The sequence below is a fragment of the Planctomycetota bacterium genome (assembly GCA_018242585.1).
Taxonomy (GTDB): Bacteria; Planctomycetota; Planctomycetia; order Pirellulales; family PNKZ01; genus JAFEBQ01.
This window is the reverse complement of the sequence record JAFEBQ010000042.1, coordinates 17,465-37,580: the sequence shown is the minus strand read 5'-3', so window position 1 is coordinate 37,580 and position 20,116 is coordinate 17,465. Positions and strand designations below refer to the sequence as shown.

Here is a 20,116-nt window from a genome sequence, read left to right as displayed (position 1 = left end):
CGGTGGATTAACTAGGATTTAGATGACCGGTCGACGATCGATGGCGACCAGCGTTCGCAGCCTTGAATATACCCGAAATGATTGCGGCAAACCCGGCGACGCTACTCGTTTGGTAAGCTGTGCGCTGCGGGCCGACGGGCTCAAAAGTTCGCTCAAGCCGGCGGCCGATGAATCTCGATGTCGCCCGACTGATGGCATCGACAGGCAAGCAAGGGACGGCTTTCAGATGTCAATTCTGCAAGACCCGACCGGGATTCTGATTCTCGGCGTCGCGCTGATGAGTGTCGCGTTGACCAGCGCCCTGCGCGGCTTGGTCTCTCGAGCAGCGGCCCAAGAGGCGGCTCGTCGCCGGCAACTGTCGCGCCCGCACGCGACGACGGTTATCCCGCTGGGCGCACACTCGGCCCCGCGTCGCCAAGCGGCTTAATGCCGATTTCGAATTGTGGCTAAGCGGGTGGCACGTCCCAAGCGCAGCGTAGGGCGTGGGGAATTGTCAAAAGGATTGTGGGGGATAAAGTACCTCTTCCCCACGCCCGAAGGACGGGCGTGCCACCCTGACGCACGCCCTCGCAAGAATCGCTCCAAACAGTCGATTTCCTGCTCGCGGTGTCCCGCATGGCGGGCAAAATACTCGACGGCTACGTGCCGCGCGATTACAACCGAGGGTAGTAGCTTAGGCTCCCTTTCCACCCTTGGTCTTCGGGCCAAGCGGTCCCGCCCCGGTAACGCACGCTGATGCCCCCACGCCGCCGACGAGTTTCGGTCCCGCTGGTTTGCGCCTGGCTGGCGATGTCGCTTTTGCCCGGCGCGATAGTGGCGGCCGAGCCAGCGAAGCCGGTGGGTCACGCGGCCGAGAAGCGCGCCGACGGCGATCCGCCGCTGCGTCCTCGTCGGCCGGACATTCCGCCAGTGGGCAAGGTGGGCGAACATCCGATCGATCGGCTCCTCGAAGTCTATTTCGCCGCGCACAAGCTCGACTGGCCCGCGCCGGCCGATGACGCGACCTTTGTGCGGCGCGTACACTTGGACCTGATCGGCCTGCTGCCGGCGGCGGACGAGGCCCAGGCTTTTGCCGCTGACTCGCCCGCGGACAAACGAGCCCGCGCGATTGACGAACTGCTGCGCGACCGCCGGGCCGTGGCCGATCACTGGCTGAGCTTTTGGAACGATCTGTTGCGCAACGATTACGTCGGCGTCGGCTATACCGACGGCGGCCGCAAGCAGTTGACCCCTTGGCTCTACAGCGCGCTGGTCAACAACATGCCCTTCGATCAGTTCGTGCGCGAGCTGATCAGCCCCACCGCCGACAGCGAAGCGTTCGTGTTTGGCATCAAATGGCGCGGCAAGCAGAACGCCAGCCAGACTCCCGAGATTCAGTTCTCGCAGAACGTCTCCCAGGTGTTCTTCGGCATCAACATGAAGTGCGCGTCGTGCCACGACAGCTTCATCGATCATTGGAAGCTCGACGACGCCTACGCCCTAGCGGCCATTGTCTCACGCGAGCCGTTGGAAGTCTTTCGCTGCGACAAGGCCACCGGGCACACGGCCCAGATGCGGTTCCTGTGGCCCGAGTTGGGAACGGTCGATCCCGAGGCGGCGCGCGATGAACGCTTGAAGCAATTGGCCGCGCTGGTCACCCACGCCGAGAACGGCCGCTTTGCTCGCACGATCGTCAACCGCGTTTGGCAGCGGCTAATGGGGCGCGGGCTGGTCGAACCGGTCGACGTGATGGCGAACCCGGCGTGGAATCAAGACCTGTTGGATTACCTGGCCACGTATCTGGTCGACCAGAAATACGATCTCGAGCAGTTGGTGCGTCACATCACCAATTCGCGCATCTACCAGGCCCAGGCACAAATCCTGCCCAGCGAGCCCGACAGCGAGTTTGTCTTTCACGGGCCGGCGGTCAAACGGATGACGGCCGAGCAGTTTGTCGACGCGATTTGGGTGCTGACCGACGCGGCGCCCAAGAAAGCCAACGCGGCGGTGAAACTTCCCGACGCCGCCCGGGCCGAGCGGCAGTTCATTCGCTCGTCATTGGTGCGCAGCGATCTGCTGATGCGCTCGTTGGGCCGGCCAAATCGCGAGCAAGTCGTGACGACTCGCGGGCAGCAACTCACCACGTTGCAAGCGCTCGACCTGTCGAACGGCGAAATCCTGCACGGCACGTTGCTCAAGGGAGTGGCCCCGCTGCGCAGGCAACACGCCGAGCTGCCGGCGCTGGTCGATTCGGTCTGGCGGCGGGCGCTGGCCCGCGCGCCGACTGCCGACGAGCGAGCCGTGGCGCTCGAACTCCTGGGCCAGGAGCCGACCGACGCCGATGTGGCCGATTTGCTCTGGACCGTGGTGATGTTGCCCGAGTTTCAATTGATCCGTTAGCCGGCCTTTTATCGCACTACGAAAGATAAACACCCCTCCCTTCCAGGGAGGGTAAGGACGTTCACGGTCGATAGTCACTACGATCAGAAAGAACTTGCTGACCGCAGCACGGCTAGGCCTGCAATGCGTTTACCCTCACCCGCTGCGCTTCGCTCCGCGACCTCTCCCTTAAAGGGAGAGGTGTAAGGCAACGAAACGCCGACCCAAACAATCGTCCGTAACAATGAACATCGATCAACTGATCCAACGCCTGTCGCGTCGCGACTTTCTGCGCACCGTTGGGGCCGGGACGTTGGCGACCTTGGCAATGGACGAACCCCATCTGCTGCGCACCGTCGCGGCCGCGGAGCATCCCACGCCAAAGGCCGACACCTGCATTGTCCTTTGGATGGCCGGCGGCATGGCCGCGCCCGAGACCTTCGACCCCAAGCGTTACACCCCATTCGAAGTCGGCATGCCGGTCGAAAACGTCCTCTGCACGTTTCCGTCGATCAACACGATTCTGGACGGCGTCAAGGTCTCCGAGGGGCTGGAAAACACGGCCCTGGTGCTCGATCGCGGCACGCTGATTCGCTCGCACCAAGTCGCCGACCTGGGGACGATTCTGCATTCGCGGCACCAGTACCATTGGCACACTGGCTATGTCCCGCCCCAGACCGTGGCCGCGCCGCACATCGGTTCGTGGATCGCGCGACTGCGTGGCCCCAAGAACCCGGCGATTCCGGCATTCATCAACATTGGGCAACGCCTGGAAGGCATCGGCGAGTCCGAGGAGTTGAAGGCGTTCACCACGGCTGGGTTTTTCGGCGGCGAGTATGGGCCATTCAATCTGCCCTATCCGTTGGACGCCGCAGCCGCCGTGCGCCCCCCCAAGGGGATGACCGCCGAGCGGTTCGCCGAGCGCGAACGTCAGTACCAGAAGCTGTTGAAGCACAGCCCGGCTGCGGACCTGGCCAGCGATTACCACCAGCAGTCAATGCTGCGAGCGGTCGAGAGCGCGCACCGGCTGTTGAACTCGCCCGAGCGCGATGCCTTCGACATCACCAAAGAACCGAAGGAAGTGTTCGATGCTTACAACACGGGCCGGTTCGGCCAGGGGTGTTTGCTGGCGCGGCGATTGGCCGAGGCCGGCGCGCGGTTCATCGAAGTCACCACCGAGTACGTGCCGTTTCTAAGCTGGGACACGCACGAGAGCGGGCACGATACACTGGTCCGCATGAAAAAGGAAATCGACCGACCGATCGCCCAGTTGATTCTCGACCTGGAAGAGCGCGGCCTCCTGGACCGCACGTTGGTCATCGTGGCCAGCGAGTTCAGCCGCGACATGATGATCGAGGGGGTGCCCGGCAGCAACGCCCGCGACCAGGCCAAGTTCAAAGTCGACAAGCTGGGCGAAATGAAACACTATGGGCTGCACCGGCACTTCACCGACTCGGGCTCGGTGCTGATGTTCGGCGGCGGGATCAAGCGCGGGCAGGTCTATGGCGCGACGGCCGACGAGCGACCGCTGGTCGTGACGAAAGATCCGGTGACGATCACCGACCTGCACGCCACCATTTACACGGCGATGGGCATCTCGCCGGCCGCCGGGTTCGACATCGAACAGCGGCCGTTCTTTGCCACCGAAGACGGACACGGCAAGCCGGTGATGGGGCTGTTTGCTTAGGGCGTGATTCGCTGAGCGACGCCATTTGATGGGTCCGCCCAATGCCCCCGGTCATTGACCGGGGGCTAAAGGTTTCTTGTGGACGCGCCGGCAAATCTTTCCCAGCCCGCATTTTCGTCGTGCCATTGTGTCGTCGTGGTTGGCCCCCGGCCGCCTCGCCCGTCGCTTGTGGCGGGGTGCGCGGCAAGTTAGCATTGGGGCTTCACCGCGGCTGACTTCCACGATCCGAATGGGCCAGCCGCGGGCGTACGGCGTGGCCGATGGTTGCGGTTTGCCGCGGTCGGCCGGCGCTCCCACCTTTGCACCTCGGCAGAACTCATCGCTATGACAACGTCCCCCGCGGGCGCATCGCGCCTTACGGCCACGCAGTGGCTGATTTGCATCATCGCCGCCATTGGCTTTGCCTTCGACATTTATGAACTGCTGATGTTGCCATTGATCGTGCGCCCGGCGCTGGCCGAATTGGTGGGGGCCACTCCAGGCAGCCCCGAGTTTGTCGCGTGGACTGCCAAACTGTTCTATTTTCCCGCGGTGGCGGGCGGACTGTTCGGCTTGCTCGGCGGTTATCTGACCGACCGGCTAGGACGTCGGCGCGTGCTGACGTTCAGCATTCTGTTGTACGCCTTCTCGGCATTTGCGGCCGGGTACTCGACGACGATCGAGATGTTGCTGTTCTTCCGCTGCCTGGTGTTCATCGGCGTGTGTGTCGAGTTTGTCGCCGCGGTGGCCTGGCTGGCCGAATTGTTCCCCAACCCGCACCAGCGCGAATCGGTGCTCGGTTATACGCAAGCCTTTTCGTCCATCGGCGGCTTGCTGGTGGCGCTGGCCAACGGGATTGCCGTGGCCTGGTCGACGGGCGCGCCGGCGGAACTGATGTTTGGGCTCTCGCTGCCGGGCTGGCAGTTGCCGTCGATCGATTTGCCGAGTTGGCTGAACTTCTTCGGCGGCGAAATTGCCAATCATCACGCCCCGTGGCGTTACACGCTGATGTCGGGCGTGATTCCGGCGTTGCCACTGTTGATCATTCGACCGTTCTTGCCTGAGTCGCCGGCCTGGCAGGCCAAGAAGGAAGCCGGCACGCTCAAGCGTCCGAGCATTGGTGAGTTGTTCTCGCCGGCGCTGCGTCGCACGACGCTGATTACCACGTTGATGTTCGCGTGCAGCTTCGGCGCGGCATTCGGCGCCATCCAGCAAATCCCGCAGATTGCCCCAGGTTTGCCCGAGGTAAAGCAAGCCGTCGCCGACAAGCTGAGCAAAGAACTCTCGGACAAGGCGAAGGCGGCGATCACGGCCGAGATGGAAGCGGCCGGCAAGTCGAAGGAAGACATTCAAAAGCGATTGGGCATCGAAACCCGCAAGATCGCCGGCCCGATCGAGCAAGCCAACGCCTCGCACGTGACCAAGGTGCAGGAATTCGGCGGGATGCTCGGCCGCATTGCCCTGGCGGTGCTGGCCATGATGATCGTCAGCCGACGGACGCTGCTGCGCATCTTTCTGGTCCCTGGCCTGGTGGCCATGCCGCTGATCTTCGCCTGGTGCGGAACGGCCGGTTTGCGCCCGCTGGAGATTGGCATCTTTGTCGCAGGTTTCTTTACCGTGGCGCAATTCAGTTTCTGGGGCAACTACTTGCCGCTGGTCTATCCGGTTCACCTGCGCGGCACCGGCGAAAGCTTTGCCGCGAACATCGGTGGCCGCTTGATTGGCACGATGTTCTTTGGCGTCACGCAGTACTTGGCAACCTATGTACCCGGCGATTCGACGCCGACCAAGGTGGCTTACACGGCCGCTGGCGTGGCATTCGCCCTGTACCTGATCAACTTCATCGCCAGCTTCTTCTTGCCTGAACCAAAGCCGGAAGCATTGCTTGAAAACTAGATTGCTGGAAAACGTCGCCGCTGTTAAATCGGTTCGCCTCGCCTCGCCTCGCTCGCTCACCGCACCTCGGCCCGGAAGGGAACTTGAATCATGGCCAATACCCTGGAACGCGAAACCACCGCGGCCGCCTCGAAGCACGATGCGGCCCAGCACGGCGACCCAGGTGGCCCAGGCCACAACGAAAAGGGAAAGTGGCTGGCGCTGGCGGCGGCCCTGTTGGGCTGGATGTTCGACGGCGCCGAGATGGGGGTCTTTTCGCTAGTCGGGCGTCCGGCGGTCAAGGATCTGATGCCTGGCTCGACCGAAGGAGAAGTCGGCCTCTGGTTCAACGTGATCATGGCGGGCTTTCTGGTCGGCGCGGCCACCGGGGGCGTGCTGTTCGGCTGGCTCGGCGACCGGATCGGGCGCGTGCGAGCTATGACGATCAGCGTGCTGGTCTATGCCTTGTTCACCGGCGCGTGCGGCCTGGCCGGACAAGCCTGGCAAGTCGGCGTGCTGCGGTTTATCGCGGCGCTCGGCATGGGGGGGGAATGGTCGCTGGGCGTGGCGCTGGTGATGGAGATTTGGCCCAACAAGTCACGCGCCTTCATGGCCGGACTGATCGGGGCGGCAGCCAACGTCGGCTATATGGCCGTCGGCTTTATTGGCATGGGTTTGCTGAACGTGATCGCCAGTCTGGAGAACGGCCTGAAAGCGATTCATTTGCCTGAAGATTGGGTGACAATGCTCGTCGCCAACAGCGGCTGGCGCGTCATGATGCTCATGGGCACCGTGCCGGCGCTGTTGACGTTCCTGATTCGGATGTTCGTTCCCGAGTCCGAGAAGTGGGAACACGAAAACGAAAAGGGGACGACCAACAATTGGGCCACGCAAGACCTGATCACCGTGCTCGTCGGCATTCTGGGACCGGTACTGATCGTCTATATCTGGGCCTTTGATAGCACCCGGGGCATCGAGCATGGCATGGCGCTGCGGATCGTCGCCACGCTGGTCGGGCTGGCGATTGCTGTGGTCGGCTACACCTATCCGGTGGTGCAATACTTCCGCCGACAAGAAGCGATGCACCCCGAGCGCGAAAGCACGCGGCGTTTGACCCTGGGCCGGATGATGCTCGGGGCCTGCCTGAGCGGTGTCGCGCTGCTGGGCACCTGGGGCTCGACGCAACAGGCTCCGTCGTGGGTCGACAAAACCACCGAAGCCAAATGGCAAGCCGACAAGGCGGAACTCGTCGCCGCCGGCAAAGCCGACGAAGCAGCGAAACTCGAACGCCCCAAGGCCAAGGAACACACGCTGGTCTGGTTGTCGGTCGGCGCGATTATCGGCACGATTCTAGCGGCGCTGGCTGGCGACTGGCTGGGACGGCGGCTGTCATACTTCCTGTTGTGCGTCGCCTCGCTCGCCTCGGCCTGGTACTTGTTCCTGGGCACCGATGGCTATGGCACGCCATTTTTATTCTGGACCTTTGTGGCCGGCGCGTGTACGGCGTCGTTCTATGGCTGGCTGCCCCTCTATTTGCCGGAACTGTTCCGCACCAACGTGCGGGCCACCGGCCAAGGGTTCAGCTTCAACTTTGGCCGCATTTTGGCGGCGATCGGCGTATTGCAGGTCGGCAACCTGCTGAAGCTGTTCGATAAGGATGTGATCGTAGGCGGCTGGACCATTCCACACGGCCACCCGCTGGCCTGCTCGGTAATCTGCCTGGTGTACCTCGTCGGCATGGTCATTATCTGGTTCGCTCCCGAGACCCGCGGCAAGCCGCTGCCGGAATAAAATCCCGTTCGAATGCCAACCAAATGAATCTGCCAATCTCTTGTCACTCGTACATCGTCATACCGATTGATTGCTTGGCGATTGCAATTCAGTAGGGCTCACACGCATTCTCGTCTGAAGTAGCGCGCTTCCTATTGCGCTTTCCCATGCCACCCATCATGCGATGGCAACATTCCATTTCTGGGAAGTTGCGATGGACGTGCGGTCTCATTTGCTGGTGGGGAAGCTTGAGCGTTTGGAGCGCGCGGAGAAAGATGCGGCTCGTTCTAAGCGTTTGCGAATCATTATCCTGGCGATTAACGGCTTCACAGCGCCGGCCGTGGCGATGTCGGTCGGCCTCTCGCGACGCATCTGCCAGCGTGGGCTCGCCCGCTATAACGAGTTGGGGCTGACAGGCTTAGACGACCGCCGAGGTCACGCACCGCAATCGCCGCTCACGCCAGAACAAGAGGTGCTCGTTCGACAACGGATCGAAGCCGGTTCGCAGCCCGAGGATCAAATCTGCTCCTTGCGAGGCGTTGATTTTCAGCCGATTCGGGCGAGCGAGTTCGGCGTGCTGCGGTCGCTGCCCGGCGTCTACCATTTGCTGCGCCGCTTAGGTGACTCATACTTGCGGCCACGACCACGTCATCGCCGGGCGACTCCGCAGGCGCGGGAAGAGTTTAAGAGTTCGCTACCAGCACGCTTGCAGACCCTTCGCGAGGCCCATCCCGGGAGGCGACTGCGCGCCTACTTTCAGGACGAATCACGCCTCGGGCAACAAGGCACGACGACTAATCTGTGGCCGCGACGCGGCTCGCGGCCGACGGCCGTGCGGCAGACCGAGGATCAATAGTTGTGGGTGCTCGGCGTCGTGTGTCCGGAAACGGGCCAGGTCGAAGGGCTCCTCAGCCCGCAGTTGAATACCAAGGTCGTGAACCTGTTCTTGGAGCAGCTCTCGGCGACGCTGGCACTGGACGAACAGGCCGTGATGATCTGGGACGTCGCGGGATTTCACACCAGCGCGAAGCTGCGGACGCCCGCCAACATCAGCTTGATTCGCCTGCCGCCCTACAGCCCCGAACTCAATCTCATCGAGAACTTGTGGCACGATCTCAAGAGCCACTTCTGGGCGAACCAAGCCTATGCCGACGACGAAGCCTTGAAACAGGCCGCCATCGACGCTCGGTAAACAGCAGTCCTCAACGGCGGCCTCATGAAAACCGTCCGTGCCGCCCTCTACGGGAATCGCGCTACTTCAAATGAGAATGCGTATCATACTGCCGATAACGCTGCTTGATCCAGCGATCGAACTCGGCTTCGGCCAGCAACTGATTCAGCTTTTGATAAAACGGGTGACCGGCCGATTTCGGCAGTTCCGCCGCCAAAATGAATAACGCCTCCTGCCGCTGCTTGCGCTTGCCCATCGCTTCACCTCCCTGGACTCACCAGCCCCTTTCGAACCACCCTGCGATGATAGCGCCACGGCGGATTATTTCAACAGGCTGGTAGGGGACAGGCATTCGCAATAGCTAAACAATCGTCTGCGTCGGTCGCATCGAGGCGGCGGAGCGCAGGTGGAACTGTACGGCGGCGCGGGCCGTGGCCGCGTCCCCCGAGCGCAGCGCCTGCACAATGGCCAAGTGCTCGCCGTACGATTGCTCGAGCGTTTCCGGACGTTCGGGCGCCGCCAGGTACGACAGCCGCTTGAAGCTCCAGCACTTGCGAATCGCCTCCCCCAGCGCGTAGTTGCCACAGTGCTGGGCGATGGCCAGGTGCAAGGCAAAGTCGAATTCCTGGGCCACTTTCTTCCAATCGCCGCGGCGCCGCGGCCGGGCCGCCTGGGCCAGTCGCTCAAGCTCAACCAGGGCCTCGGCCGGAACATTACCGGCGGCAAGGGCGGCCGCGTGGGGTTCGAGCAATTCACGCATCTGATGGATTTCGACCAGCCACTTCTCGGCCCCCGGCCGCACCACGGCCCGGTAATTGAGCCGCTGGGTGACGATACCGTCGGCGGCCAGTCGCTGCAGCGCCTGGACCACCGGGGTCCGGCTGACGTTCAAATCGCGGGCCAATTGCGTGCTTTTCAGTGTGGTTCCGCCGGTCAGCTCGCCACGGACAATTTGCAGCAACAGAGCCTCGTAGACAGCATCGACCGCCGAAGCTGGCGTGGCGGTGCGGCGAGTTTTACGCTGCCTATTGACAGTCATTCTGTAAATCCCTAAAGTGAATTCACTTAGCACGCATCTGCGATGACAATTCGCATAAACACGCGAAATAACTTAACATCTGCCGGCCAATAACCGAATCCTACCTTGGAAAGTGAATTCACTATGGCGGCCTCCAACACTCCTGCGATTCCCCAGCATAATCTCCGCGTCGGCATGGTGGGCATGGGGATGATTTTTGACGAAACCTACCGCCCCCTGCTCGAACAATTGCACCAGCGGGCGATGTACGACCCGGCCTATGGCGTCTGTGGCGTGGAACTGGCCGCCGTGGCCAGCCGCACCGGCAAGCGGGCCGACGCCTACCGCCAGGCGGCCGGCGGAAAGATCGCCCCCTTTCGCAGCTTTCAGGAGCCGCGGGCCATCGAGCAACTGCTCGGTCACGGAGTCGATCTGGTCTTCGTCGCCACTCCCGACAATCGACATTTCGAATCTGCCAAGGCTGCCTTGCTGGCCGGCAAGCATGTGTTTATTGAAAAGCCGTCGGTCCTCTCGCTCGTCGAACTCGACGAGTTGGAACGGCTGGCCGTCGAGCAGGGTGTGCTGGCCAAGGTGGTCTATCATAAGCTGCTCGATCCCGATCACAAGAAGCTTCGCACCCTGGTTGCCGATGGCGATCTGCGCCACGTCAACAACGGCTATTGCTCGCTGCTGGAGCCCAAGTCGATCTCCGGCGGACAATTCGCCGAGTGGATCCAGGGACGCAACCCGGGCACCTATGTGGCGGTGCATTACATTAAATTGATCGATTTCACCTTCGGCGGCCGGCTGAAGAGTGTCTCGTGTACCGGCCAGCGCGGACTGGTGGGCCCGGCCGATGGCCCGACCTGGGACTCGACCCAACTACGGCTGATCTATCAATATCCCGACCGGCGCGAAGCCGCCTTTGACATTCACACCAGTTGGGTCACCCCCGACAATTTCCCCGGCTATGTCGAGCAGGAAGTGCAGTTCCGCTTTGACAATGGCGTCTGGAACGGCCACAGCCGCAAGCGCGGCGTCGAGTTGACCATCGAAGATCAAACTCCGTTGAAGCGGAAGAATACGATCAACAACCATTACAACGGCACGTTCCAAGAGCCTTGGGGCGAACGCTCACAGCGCGGCTATGGCGTGGAAGTGATCGGCCGCTTTGTTCATGAGGTGGCGACCGTTGAGTTTGGCGGGTCGGCTGCTGGACGCGACACGCGCTTGGCCGCCGCGCGCGGCTTGGCTTATAACGATGTGGCTCACGACCGCCAGACTGTCGCAGCCGTGCAGGCCATGGAAGCGATCCTGGCCGAACACGCCGCGGGTCGTCCGAACTGCGTGGTCGAAGTCGATCATCCGGCCGGCGGTCTCGTGATGTGGAAGCCCGGCAGTCGCGAGCCGGAACTGCTGTACGCGGGCCGTGTGAATCGAAACTAAAGCTTCAATTCAAATGTCAGTTGTCAGTAATCCGTTGTCTGTTGCGGGAAGGCAATCGGCAATGATAGTGGATCACGCAGTGCAATTGACGACGGACAACGGACAACTGACTACTGACAACTGACCCTCATCGCAAATAAGGAAACCCCACCATGGCCGTTGCTGACCGACAGGTGACTGCTCCAATCGAACACCCGGGCGAAGAACGCTCCAACGAAGTTCGCCGCCGGCTTAGCGAATGCGAGCCGCGCAGCCTGCGGACGTTCACGCCCAGCATGGCGGTCGTCGCGCGCAGCCAGGGTTCATATCATTGGACGCCCGAAGGCCGCAAGCTGGCCGATTTCACCTCGGGCGTGCTGGTGGCCAACCTGGGGCACAATCCACCCCGCTGGTGGCAGCGCGTGCTCACGTATTTGGGTGCCAACCTGCAAGCCAAGGAGCCGTTCGCCACGGCCGTGACCTTAAATGCATATAATGCATGTACCGAGGTCGAGATGCAAGCCTGTCAGCGGTTGCTCGACACTTTGCGCGCCGAACCGGGAGGCGCGCGTTGCGAACAAGTGTTGTGGGCCGCCAGCGGCAGCGAAGCGATTCAGAAGGCGCTCTGGACCGCCATGGCCCGCCGCCCGGGCGCCGACATCATCCTGGCCACGCGGTTCGGCTTTCACGGCAAGAAGGGGCTGGCCAACGCCGTGACCGGCACCGAGCAAGATCCCGAGCGTGACCCGCGCGTCAAGTTCATCAGCTTCCCCCGCGAAGAATGCCAGAATCTCGAAGCTCGGCAGAAGCAGCTTGATTTGCGCAAGTATCGCGCCGAACTCGACGCGCTGTGGAAGGAACATGGCAATAAGATTTGCTGCCTGATCACCGAGCCGTATCTGGGCGGCGGCGGTTCTTACCATCCTCAGCCCGCCTACACCCAGATGCTGCAACAGTTCTGCCGCGAGCACGACATCATCTTCATCTTTGACGAAGTGCAATCCAACTTCGGCCGCACCGGCTCGCTGTTCGCCTTTACCGACTACGGCATCGAGCCGGACATCGTGGTCTTGGGCAAGGGGCTGGGCAACGGCGTCCCGGTCAGCGCCGCGGTTGGCCGGGCTGATCTGTTCGACGCCTTGAACTATGGCCAAGGTTCCGACACGTGGAGCGCCAACCCGCTGGCCAGCGCCGCCGTCCTGGCGACGCTCGACGAGTTCGCCTCGGGGGAAGTTCTGGCCGGCGCGCGCGAACTGTCTGCCGTCCTTCGCGCGGGACTGACCAAGCTCACCCAGACCGGCGCCGTGGCCCACGTGCGTGGCGAAGGAATGGTGTGGGGCATCGAGTGCCAGGCCGTCGGCTCGATGTCCGCCGGTGAAGTGGCGCGGGCCTGCGTGGCCGCCTGCTACCTGGGCGACGCGCAAGGTCGGGCGATCCACCTGCTTGGCCCCTTGGCCGACAAGGTGATTCGCGTGAGCCCGCCGCTAGTCATGCCGTTGGCCGAAGCCCGCGAGTACCTGGAAGTGTTGTACGAACGCTTCGCCGAAGTCGCTCGCCAAGCGCGCTAGGCAAAACTAGCCACGGAGGCACTGAGACACAGAGGACGGCACGGAGAAGACAAGAGGGATCAAAGTCTCAATGACCAAGTACCAATGTCCAAGGCCTTGCAGCAATCGTGCATGGCATTTCATTGGTCATTGGTACTTAAGTTTTCCCGCAATTCTGATTCGACTCAGTGCCTCCGTGGCTTGTATTCTTACGCCGCAGAATCCAGGTAAGGATCGAGGCCGAGTTCGCGTTGGGCCGCGGCGCGCTCGCGGTCGACGTACATCAGCACGCGGCGCTGCCGATAGCGGCGGCGCTCGATGGCTTGCTGGGCACGGCTGAACCAGACGGCCTGATCGTCGCGGAGCCCGCCACTGATCGCGCCCATTTCGCGCAACAACTCGGCCCGCTGTGCCGGCAGGCCCGTGGTCAATAGCTCGTCGTCCAGCGCCATCAACTGCCGGAAACTCCCCGGATCCCCTTGGCGACCACAGCGGCCGATCAATTGCCGATCGATGCGGGCCGAATCGTGCATCTCGGTACAGATGACGTGAATGCCCCCGAGTTCCGCCACACCCGGCCCCAGGCGAATGTCCGTGCCGCGCCCGGCCATGTTGGTGGCCACCGTCACCGCGCCGCGCTGGCCGGCGGCCGCCACGATCTCGGCTTCGTTGGCGATGTTCCGGGCGTTGAGGACCGTATGGGCAATGCCAGCCGCGCGTAGCAGCTCGGACACCAGTTCCGACTTGTCGATCGAGCGCGTGCCGATCAGCACTGGGCGCCCCTGGGCATGCAGCGCGGCCGTTTCCGCGACGACCGCCTGCCAGCGCACGTCGGACGTGCCAAACACCGCTTGCGGCCACTCGGCGCGAATGGGTGGGTGATTCGTTGGAATTGGAGCCACGTGCAAATGGAACACACGGCGCATTTCCCGTTCCGAGCCGCTGGCCGTGCCAGTCATGCCGGCCAGGTGCGGATAGCGGAGAAAGAACTCCTGCAACGTGATTCGCGCCGCCTGGCCGGTCGCCACGGTGACGCGAACACCTGCCTGGGCCTCGACCGCCTGGTGAATGCCGTCGCGCCACTGGCGTCCGGCGGCGATGCGGCCGGTGAACTCGTCGACGATTTCAATCGCCCCGTCGCGCACGACAAAGTGCCGGTCGCGGATAAAATCACGCCGCACGCGAATCGCGCGTTCGATGAATTCGTACAGCGTGAGCATCCCCTGGTTGCCGACCGCCACGGGGCGTGGCAATTGCCGGGCCAGGCGTCGGCCGGCCTGAGTCAGTTCGACGTGCTGTCGACGCGCGTCGTAGACGTAATGCGTTTCCTCAGCAAATCGTTCGGCGGCTTGCGCGGCCCATTGATACGTGGCGATGGTCGCCTGCTGCCCCTCGCCCGGCGGCACGGCGATCACCAGCGGCGTGACCGCATCGTCCAGCAGCACGCTGTCCGCTTCGTCGACCAGCATGAAATGCGGCTCGCGCTGGACCGGTTGCTCATGGCCGCGGTGGCGCGAAATGCCGCGCAGCGTGTCGAGCAGGTTCACACCTTGCTCCGCGCGATGGCGCAGCAAGAGTCGATCGCGCAGAAAGTCGAAACCAAATTCCTTAGCCGTGCCGTAGGTAATGTCACAGGCATACGCGGCCTGGCGCTCGCGGGGGCCCATCTCGGTCTCAATCACGCCGACCGTCAAGCCGAGCAATTCGTAAATCGGTCGCATCCACTCGGCGTCGCGCCGCGCCAGGTAATCGTTCACCGTGGCCAACAGCGCCCCTTGCCCCGAGAGTGCGTAGAGATACAGCGGCAGCGTCGCGGTCAGCGTCTTGCCTTCGCCGGTTTGCATCTCGGCGATCGAGCGCTGGCACATGGCCATGCCGCCCAGCAGTTGCACATCGAAATGCCGCATCTGCCGAGTCCGCCGCGCGCTCTCTCGTACCAGGGCGAACGCTTCTTCGAGCAGCGCATCGAGCGGCTCGCGACAGCGGGCCCGATAGCCGAGCGCGAGGCTCCTACGCCGTAGCTCGTGATCCGCGGCGGTGGCTAGTTCGGCTTCCCGGGCGGCAATCCGTGGCAAACGTGACTCGGCCCGGCGCAAGTTCCAGGATGCGCCGCGCCAGCCCCAGCCGGCCAGGCCGCCCAATCGTGTGGCCGAGAACAAGCTCATGGCGCGCCCGGCTTAGCGCAAGGTGGGATCGGTTGGATCGACGCGGCGCGTCGTCATCGGAACAGCCCCCGTGCCCGTAGCGCTCGAACCGCTCGTCGCGGTGTAGGGAACCGCACTGCTCCCCGGGGGCGCGGCAGTCGCGGGGTTGAACGTGGCGCTACCTGCGCCAGGTGGTGCGCTCGCACTGGCCGTGTCGGCGCCGGGTACGTAAGGCGGCGCCGAAGAGGCGGCCGGCGAACTGGGCGAATAAGCGGGGGCCGATGACGCGACCGAGGTCGCTGCCCCGACTGGTTGCGGCGCGCTGATTGGTTGACGCCACCGACTGGCGGCGGGCGGCCGTGTGTTGGCGGCCTGGCGGTTGTAATAGCTGGCCGGTGGCGGAGTGCCCGGCGCGCTGCCGGTGGTCGGGTAGGGTGCGCCCGTGTTGGGATAAACCGGCTGGGCCGCGGCGGGCGTGCCCGTGGTTGGATAACTGGCCGGTGTCGCCGTCGACGGTGGATAACCTCCCGGCGGCGTGAATGCGTTGGCGGGCTGCGCCGCGGCGGTCGTCGGCGTGGCGGTTACGCTCACAGCCGTCGCTCCGGCCGGAACGCCTGAGGTCGGCGAACCGTAGTAGCCCGCCGTGCCGCTAGGCGTGGCCGCGCCGGTCGGCGGCGGCGGAATGGTCGAGCGACCCAGGAACGGATCGAGCACCGGTTTTTGCGTGTGCTGACAGCCCAAGGCGGTCAACAGTGCGAGCGCAAGCCAGCCGAAACGCATGCCAGGACTCCCTTCCCGGACGGTAGATACAGATTGGTCCGGCCAGAGAGTACCCCAATCGCCGCCCCGGTCCCAGGGCAAAATGCGTGCTAGCAGCGGTGCCCCGACACCTGTTACGGCGAGGGGAGCGGACGGATGCGCGGGGCTGGCGCGGCATCAACCACGTACGGGTTCTTGATGGTCAGCGGTTGCGGACGCGGGGCTTCCGGGGCGGGCGACGTTTCGACGTATGGGTTGTAGATCACCCTTGGCGAAACAGCAGCCGTGGCCTGGGGCGTCGGTGTGAACGCGGTATAAGCGAACGGGCTATAACCATAGGGCCGCGCCGTGGGATGCCCATAGTAAACCGGCGAATACTGTGAATAGAACGGCAGCCGCTCGTTAACCCAAGCGCCGTTGTACGCCGTGCCGTAGCCAAAGCCGGCATAGCCCCATTGAGCCTGGGCCGAATCGGCCGCAGCCACGGTAAACATGATCGCCAAGGTGGCGCCGAGCAGCAGCGTACGCAGGTTCATCGAATCGTCCTCGTTTTGGGCGGCCAATTGAGCAACTGGCCCATACCTTCTAGGCTAATCCGAATCAGAATCGTTACAACCAGCACCCGCGTGAATGAGCGAATTGGCCTCGAAAAACCGCCCGATGGACACTGCCACCCTGACCGAAACCCTGAAGTCCGAAGCCACAGGGCTGGGGTTTTCGCTGGCCGGGGTCTGTCCGGCCGTCACGCCCGAGGGGGCCACTCGGCTGCGCGAATGGATCGACGCCGGCTATGCCGGGCAGATGCATTACTTCGCCTCGCGGCTCGAGGCCTACCGGCATCCCGACGGGGTGTTGGCCGGAGCGCGCAGTCTGGTGATGCTCGCGCTCGACTATCGGACCCTCGAACCGGTCGCGCCGCGGCCTGGCCAAGGGCGCGTCTCGCGTTACGCCTGGGGGGCCGATTACCACGAGGTGATCCATCGCCGGCTCGATCAGTTGGTCGCTCGGGTCGGGGAGCTTTGTCCCGAGGCTTCGGCCCGCGGCGTGGTCGACACGGCGCCGTTGCTCGAACGCGAGTTCGCCGAGTTGGCCGGCCTGGGCTGGGTGGGCAAGCACACGTTGCTGATCAACAAACTGCGTGGCAGTTGGTTCTTTCTAGCGGCGTTGATCTTGGACCGCGATTTGGTTTACGACTTGCCCCACGGTACGGACCATTGCGGCACGTGCCGGGCCTGTATCGACGCCTGCCCGACCCAGGCGATTGTCGAGCCCTATCTGCTCGACGGCCGGCGCTGCATCAGTTACTTGACGATCGAGCTGCGCGAGCCGATTCCCCGCGAGTTGCGCGCCGGCATGGGCGAATGGGCCTTTGGCTGCGATGTCTGCCAGGACGTTTGCCCGTGGAACGGGCGTGCGCCCGAGGCGACGACCGCTGAGTTCCAGCCGCGCAGCGAAATGAACCCGTTGAACCTGGCCGAGCTGTTCTGCTTGGACGAAGCGGCATTCCGTGCGCGGTTCAAGCAGACGCCCCTGTGGCGACCGCGGCGGCGCGGCATCCTGCGCAACGCGGCAATTGTGCTGGGGAATCAACGAAACGAGGCCGCAATCGACGCGCTGGCCCGTGGCCTCGCCGACGAGGAACCTTTGATTCGCGGAGCGTGCGCCTGGGCGCTCGGCCAGATCGGCACGCCGGTCGCAAAAGGGTTGCTTGCCGCGCGCCAAGCGATTGAAACGGACGTTCAAGTCAGTGAAGAGATCGCGCTGGCGCTCGCCGTTTAGCCGCAGGGCCATAGGCTCGCGCGCCGCGATTCACAAGCGGAAAATTGCCGCCAACGGCCGCTACCCTTGCTAGCGCAAGCCGTACGACCCGTGCCCCATGTGACGCAGCTTTCCTTCTTCGACCAGCGCCTCCCAAACCGCATTGGGATACTGGTTCGGCGGGATAATGCCGGCGATCGTCGACCGCTGACCACCGCTCATCGGTCCCACGCCAATCCGCGAATCGTTGTCCAATTGGGTCAGCTTGAGCCGTTTCTTAAAGGCTTTGAAGGCTGCTTTTAGCGTCTCGGGCGAAGGCTTTTCGGCCGAAGGGGCTGGGGCGGGGTTGGCGCTATCGGTCACAGTGAATCTCCTTCGAGGTGCGAATCCGTTTCAGTGTAACCGAAGTTGCGCGGCGTCCAGCTAAAAAAACGGCGACGACGTTCTGGGCGCTGCCCAGGTCTGGCCGGACGAACTAGAATGACCGTTGGAACACGTTTCTTCGATCCAGCGTGGGCATGCGTTTCATGCGATGGGTGACTTTAACCTGGGCGATTCCGTGGGCTCTGGCCAGCGCCGCGGCCCAGGAACCCGCCGCCGCGACGCCCGAGTCCCCTGCCGCGCCCTTGACCACCACGCGGCAGGTCCGCCTGTTAGATTCGCAATTGGCCGCCGAGGGACTGCCGGCGCGAGTGCAAGGGATTGTCACCCACGTTGACGCCGACGGGACGGTCTTCTTTCAAGCCGACGGGGCGGGGACTCACTTTCGCGTCCCAGACGCACGGTCAACGTACCACCCCGGCGATCGCGTTGACGTGACGGGAGTAACAACTCCCGGTCTGTACATTCCTGGCATTCGCCCGCAACATGTCGAGAAGCTGGGCACGGCCGAGATGCCGCCGCCGATCCCGGTAACCTACGACGATTTGGCGTCGGGGCGATTTCATTACACCTGGGTCGAGGTCGAAGGGCCGGGCCGCTCGCTGGCCGTGGCCGCCGACGAGACGAGCACGCTGCAACTGGGCGCGGGCGCGCGGCAGCTTGAAGTCCGCATTGAAGGACTGCCCCCCGAGGGGCTAGTGTTGGAAGATGCCCGGCTGCGCGTGCGCGGGCTGGCCGCAGGGGGGATCAACGACCGCCGGCAACTGGTCCAGCCCTATCTCAAGGCCAACAGCTTTCGCGATGTGCAGGTGCTCGAACCGGCGGCGGCCGAGCCGTTCTCGCAACCGGTCACCCCAGTCAAGCAACTGTTCACCTTCAATCCGACTGGGCAAACCAGCCGGCGCGTGAAGGTGGCGGGCGTGGTGACCATGCCTCGGCGCGGCGACACGTTCTTCATCCGCGACGAGAACGATTCCCTGGCGATTCGCGCTCCGCAAAGCGAGCCGTTCTCGGTGGGGGACCGGATCGAAGCGCTCGGCTTTCCCGAGATGGGAACCTTTCGGGCGGTGTTGGCTGACGCGACTTGTCGTCGCATGGGAACCGAAGCCTGGCCCGAGCCGCACCATGCCACGGCCACGACGCTGATGACCGGCAAGCACGAGGCCGATCTGGTGCAAGTCGAAGGCGTGTTGCTCGTCGAGCACAATACGCCCGATGGTGACGTGCTCACCCTACAAGCGAATCAACATGTATTTCGCGTCCACTGTCCCAATCGGCACAGCGAGTTCCCGCTGGGTAGCCGACTGTCGGTCGTGGGCATTTGTCGCGTGATTGGTTCGTTCGAGCGCGGCTACAGCGCCAAGCCCACCGCAGTCGAGGTCTGGACCCGATCGGCGGACGACTTGCGGCTGTTGTCACAACCCTCTTGGTGGACGACCGAGCGGTTGGCGATTCTGCTGGCGATTGTCGCGGCGGCGATGATGTTGTCGCTGTTCTGGGTGGCTTTATTGCGCCAGCAGGTGCGAGTGCAGATGGCGATCATCCAGGAACAACTCGCACGCGAAGCCGTCCGCGACGAACGCCAGCGCATTGCCCGCGAGGTGCATGACACACTTGAGCAGGAGTTGGTCGGCCTGTCATTACGACTCGACGCGGCCGCCAGCGTGGCCGACGCATCGCAGGCCCCGGTGCTGGAAACGATGCGCCGGCTGGCGGGCCGTGTCCATGGCGAAGTGCGGAACCTGGTGTGGGATCTGCGCGACACCGATCAAACGTCGCGAACGCTCGATGAACAAGTGGCGCAAGTGGTCGAAAATTTGCGGCAAACGACAGGCATTGAGTTCCGCGTGGCTACGGCCGGCGAGCGGTGGACGCTGGAACCGCTGACGCAACATAATGTGCTGCGAATCGTGCAAGAAGCGGTGACCAACGCGCTCAAGCATGCCGCGCCGCGGTGCGTGGATATTTCACTGGACTACACTTCGCAGGCGTTGTCGGTCAGCGTGCGCGACGACGGCCGCGGGTTTGACACACTCGGGCCCGATGTGTCAAAACCGGGGCACTTCGGCCTGGTGGGGATGCAAGAGCGGGCTCGCAAGGCCGGAGGGACGCTATTTGTGGAGAGCGCTTCGGAACGGGGCACGACGATCAAGCTGATGATTCCGCGAAATGGTCACACATAACGCCGTCACGCGGCGCGCGCTAGCCTTCTCCCCTTGCGGGAGAAGGTGGCCCGAAGGGCCG

Annotated in this window: 17 protein-coding genes; 11 read left to right on the top strand and 6 right to left on the bottom strand. The window is 63.5% G+C overall.

Going from position 1 to position 20,116, the window contains the following annotated elements:
• The first annotated feature begins 226 nt into the window (after window positions 1-226).
• From JSS27_19380 to JSS27_19350, 7 genes are all read left to right on the top strand, one after another.
• Window positions 227-427 carry a hypothetical protein gene (locus tag JSS27_19380; GenBank protein ID MBS0211113.1) on the top strand — a complete coding sequence of 67 codons (201 nt, stop codon included), beginning with the start codon at window positions 227-229 and terminating at the stop codon, window positions 425-427.
• A 308-nt stretch (window positions 428-735) separates the two neighbouring features.
• Window positions 736-2,379, top strand: a complete 1,644-nt coding sequence (locus JSS27_19375; protein ID MBS0211112.1) for a DUF1549 domain-containing protein — start codon at window positions 736-738, stop codon at window positions 2,377-2,379.
• Window positions 2,380-2,602: 223 nt separating this feature from the next.
• Window positions 2,603-4,045, top strand: coding sequence for a DUF1501 domain-containing protein (locus JSS27_19370; GenBank protein MBS0211111.1), 1,443 nt, complete (start codon window positions 2,603-2,605; stop codon window positions 4,043-4,045).
• A gap of 324 nt (window positions 4,046-4,369) precedes the next feature.
• Entirely contained in the window at window positions 4,370-5,920 is a 1,551-nt protein-coding gene (locus JSS27_19365) for an MFS transporter (GenBank protein ID MBS0211110.1), read from the top strand.
• 90 nt (window positions 5,921-6,010) lie between these two features.
• The gene (locus tag JSS27_19360) at window positions 6,011-7,690 is read left to right on the top strand and encodes an MFS transporter (GenBank protein MBS0211109.1); all 1,680 of its coding nucleotides are present in this window, start codon (window positions 6,011-6,013) and stop codon (window positions 7,688-7,690) included.
• A gap of 163 nt (window positions 7,691-7,853) precedes the next feature.
• Window positions 7,854-8,525 (top strand): winged helix-turn-helix domain-containing protein, encoded by a 672-nt coding sequence (locus JSS27_19355; protein MBS0211108.1) that lies wholly within the window; start codon window positions 7,854-7,856, stop codon window positions 8,523-8,525.
• Between the two features lie 18 nt (window positions 8,526-8,543).
• Window positions 8,544-8,861 (top strand): transposase, encoded by a 318-nt coding sequence (locus JSS27_19350; protein MBS0211107.1) that lies wholly within the window; start codon window positions 8,544-8,546, stop codon window positions 8,859-8,861.
• Window positions 8,862-8,922: 61 nt separating this feature from the next.
• On the opposite strand, the gene JSS27_19345 is transcribed toward JSS27_19350, so the two are convergent.
• Together JSS27_19345 and JSS27_19340 are read right to left on the bottom strand one after the other, a co-directional pair.
• Window positions 8,923-9,096 carry a hypothetical protein gene (locus JSS27_19345; GenBank protein ID MBS0211106.1) on the bottom strand — a complete coding sequence of 58 codons (174 nt, stop codon included), beginning with the start codon at window positions 9,094-9,096 and terminating at the stop codon, window positions 8,923-8,925.
• Window positions 9,097-9,201: 105 nt separating this feature from the next.
• Window positions 9,202-9,879 (bottom strand): GntR family transcriptional regulator, encoded by a 678-nt coding sequence (locus JSS27_19340; protein MBS0211105.1) that lies wholly within the window; start codon window positions 9,877-9,879, stop codon window positions 9,202-9,204.
• A gap of 174 nt (window positions 9,880-10,053) precedes the next feature.
• Between JSS27_19340 and JSS27_19335 the strand changes: the two genes are divergently transcribed.
• Both JSS27_19335 and JSS27_19330 read left to right on the top strand, forming a co-directional pair.
• The gene (locus JSS27_19335) at window positions 10,054-11,304 is read left to right on the top strand and encodes a Gfo/Idh/MocA family oxidoreductase (GenBank protein ID MBS0211104.1); all 1,251 of its coding nucleotides are present in this window, start codon (window positions 10,054-10,056) and stop codon (window positions 11,302-11,304) included.
• A gap of 152 nt (window positions 11,305-11,456) precedes the next feature.
• Window positions 11,457-12,851, top strand: a complete 1,395-nt coding sequence (locus JSS27_19330) for an aspartate aminotransferase family protein (GenBank protein ID MBS0211103.1) — start codon at window positions 11,457-11,459, stop codon at window positions 12,849-12,851.
• Window positions 12,852-13,039: 188 nt separating this feature from the next.
• Here JSS27_19330 and JSS27_19325 read toward each other — a convergent pair whose 3' ends face one another.
• The 3 genes from JSS27_19325 to JSS27_19315 form a co-directional block, all read right to left on the bottom strand.
• Window positions 13,040-14,995, bottom strand: coding sequence for a preprotein translocase subunit SecA (locus JSS27_19325; GenBank protein MBS0211102.1), 1,956 nt, complete (start codon window positions 14,993-14,995; stop codon window positions 13,040-13,042).
• Window positions 14,996-15,007: 12 nt separating this feature from the next.
• Entirely contained in the window at window positions 15,008-15,754 is a 747-nt protein-coding gene (locus JSS27_19320; GenBank protein MBS0211101.1) for a hypothetical protein, read from the bottom strand.
• A 113-nt stretch (window positions 15,755-15,867) separates the two neighbouring features.
• Window positions 15,868-16,269 (bottom strand): hypothetical protein, encoded by a 402-nt coding sequence (locus JSS27_19315; GenBank protein ID MBS0211100.1) that lies wholly within the window; start codon window positions 16,267-16,269, stop codon window positions 15,868-15,870.
• 124 nt (window positions 16,270-16,393) lie between these two features.
• Here JSS27_19315 and queG point away from each other — a divergent pair, with 124 nt between their 5' ends.
• On the top strand, window positions 16,394-17,512 hold the full coding sequence (gene queG / locus JSS27_19310; GenBank protein MBS0211099.1) for a tRNA epoxyqueuosine(34) reductase QueG: 1,119 nt from the start codon (window positions 16,394-16,396) through the stop codon (window positions 17,510-17,512).
• A 69-nt stretch (window positions 17,513-17,581) separates the two neighbouring features.
• Here queG and JSS27_19305 read toward each other — a convergent pair whose 3' ends face one another.
• Complete coding sequence (locus JSS27_19305; protein ID MBS0211098.1) at window positions 17,582-17,854, bottom strand: hypothetical protein; 273 nt, start codon at window positions 17,852-17,854, stop codon at window positions 17,582-17,584.
• Between the two features lie 155 nt (window positions 17,855-18,009).
• Between JSS27_19305 and JSS27_19300 the strand changes: the two genes are divergently transcribed.
• Window positions 18,010-20,055, top strand: a complete 2,046-nt coding sequence (locus JSS27_19300) for a sensor histidine kinase (GenBank protein MBS0211097.1) — start codon at window positions 18,010-18,012, stop codon at window positions 20,053-20,055.
• The last annotated feature ends 61 nt before the right edge of the window (window positions 20,056-20,116 follow it).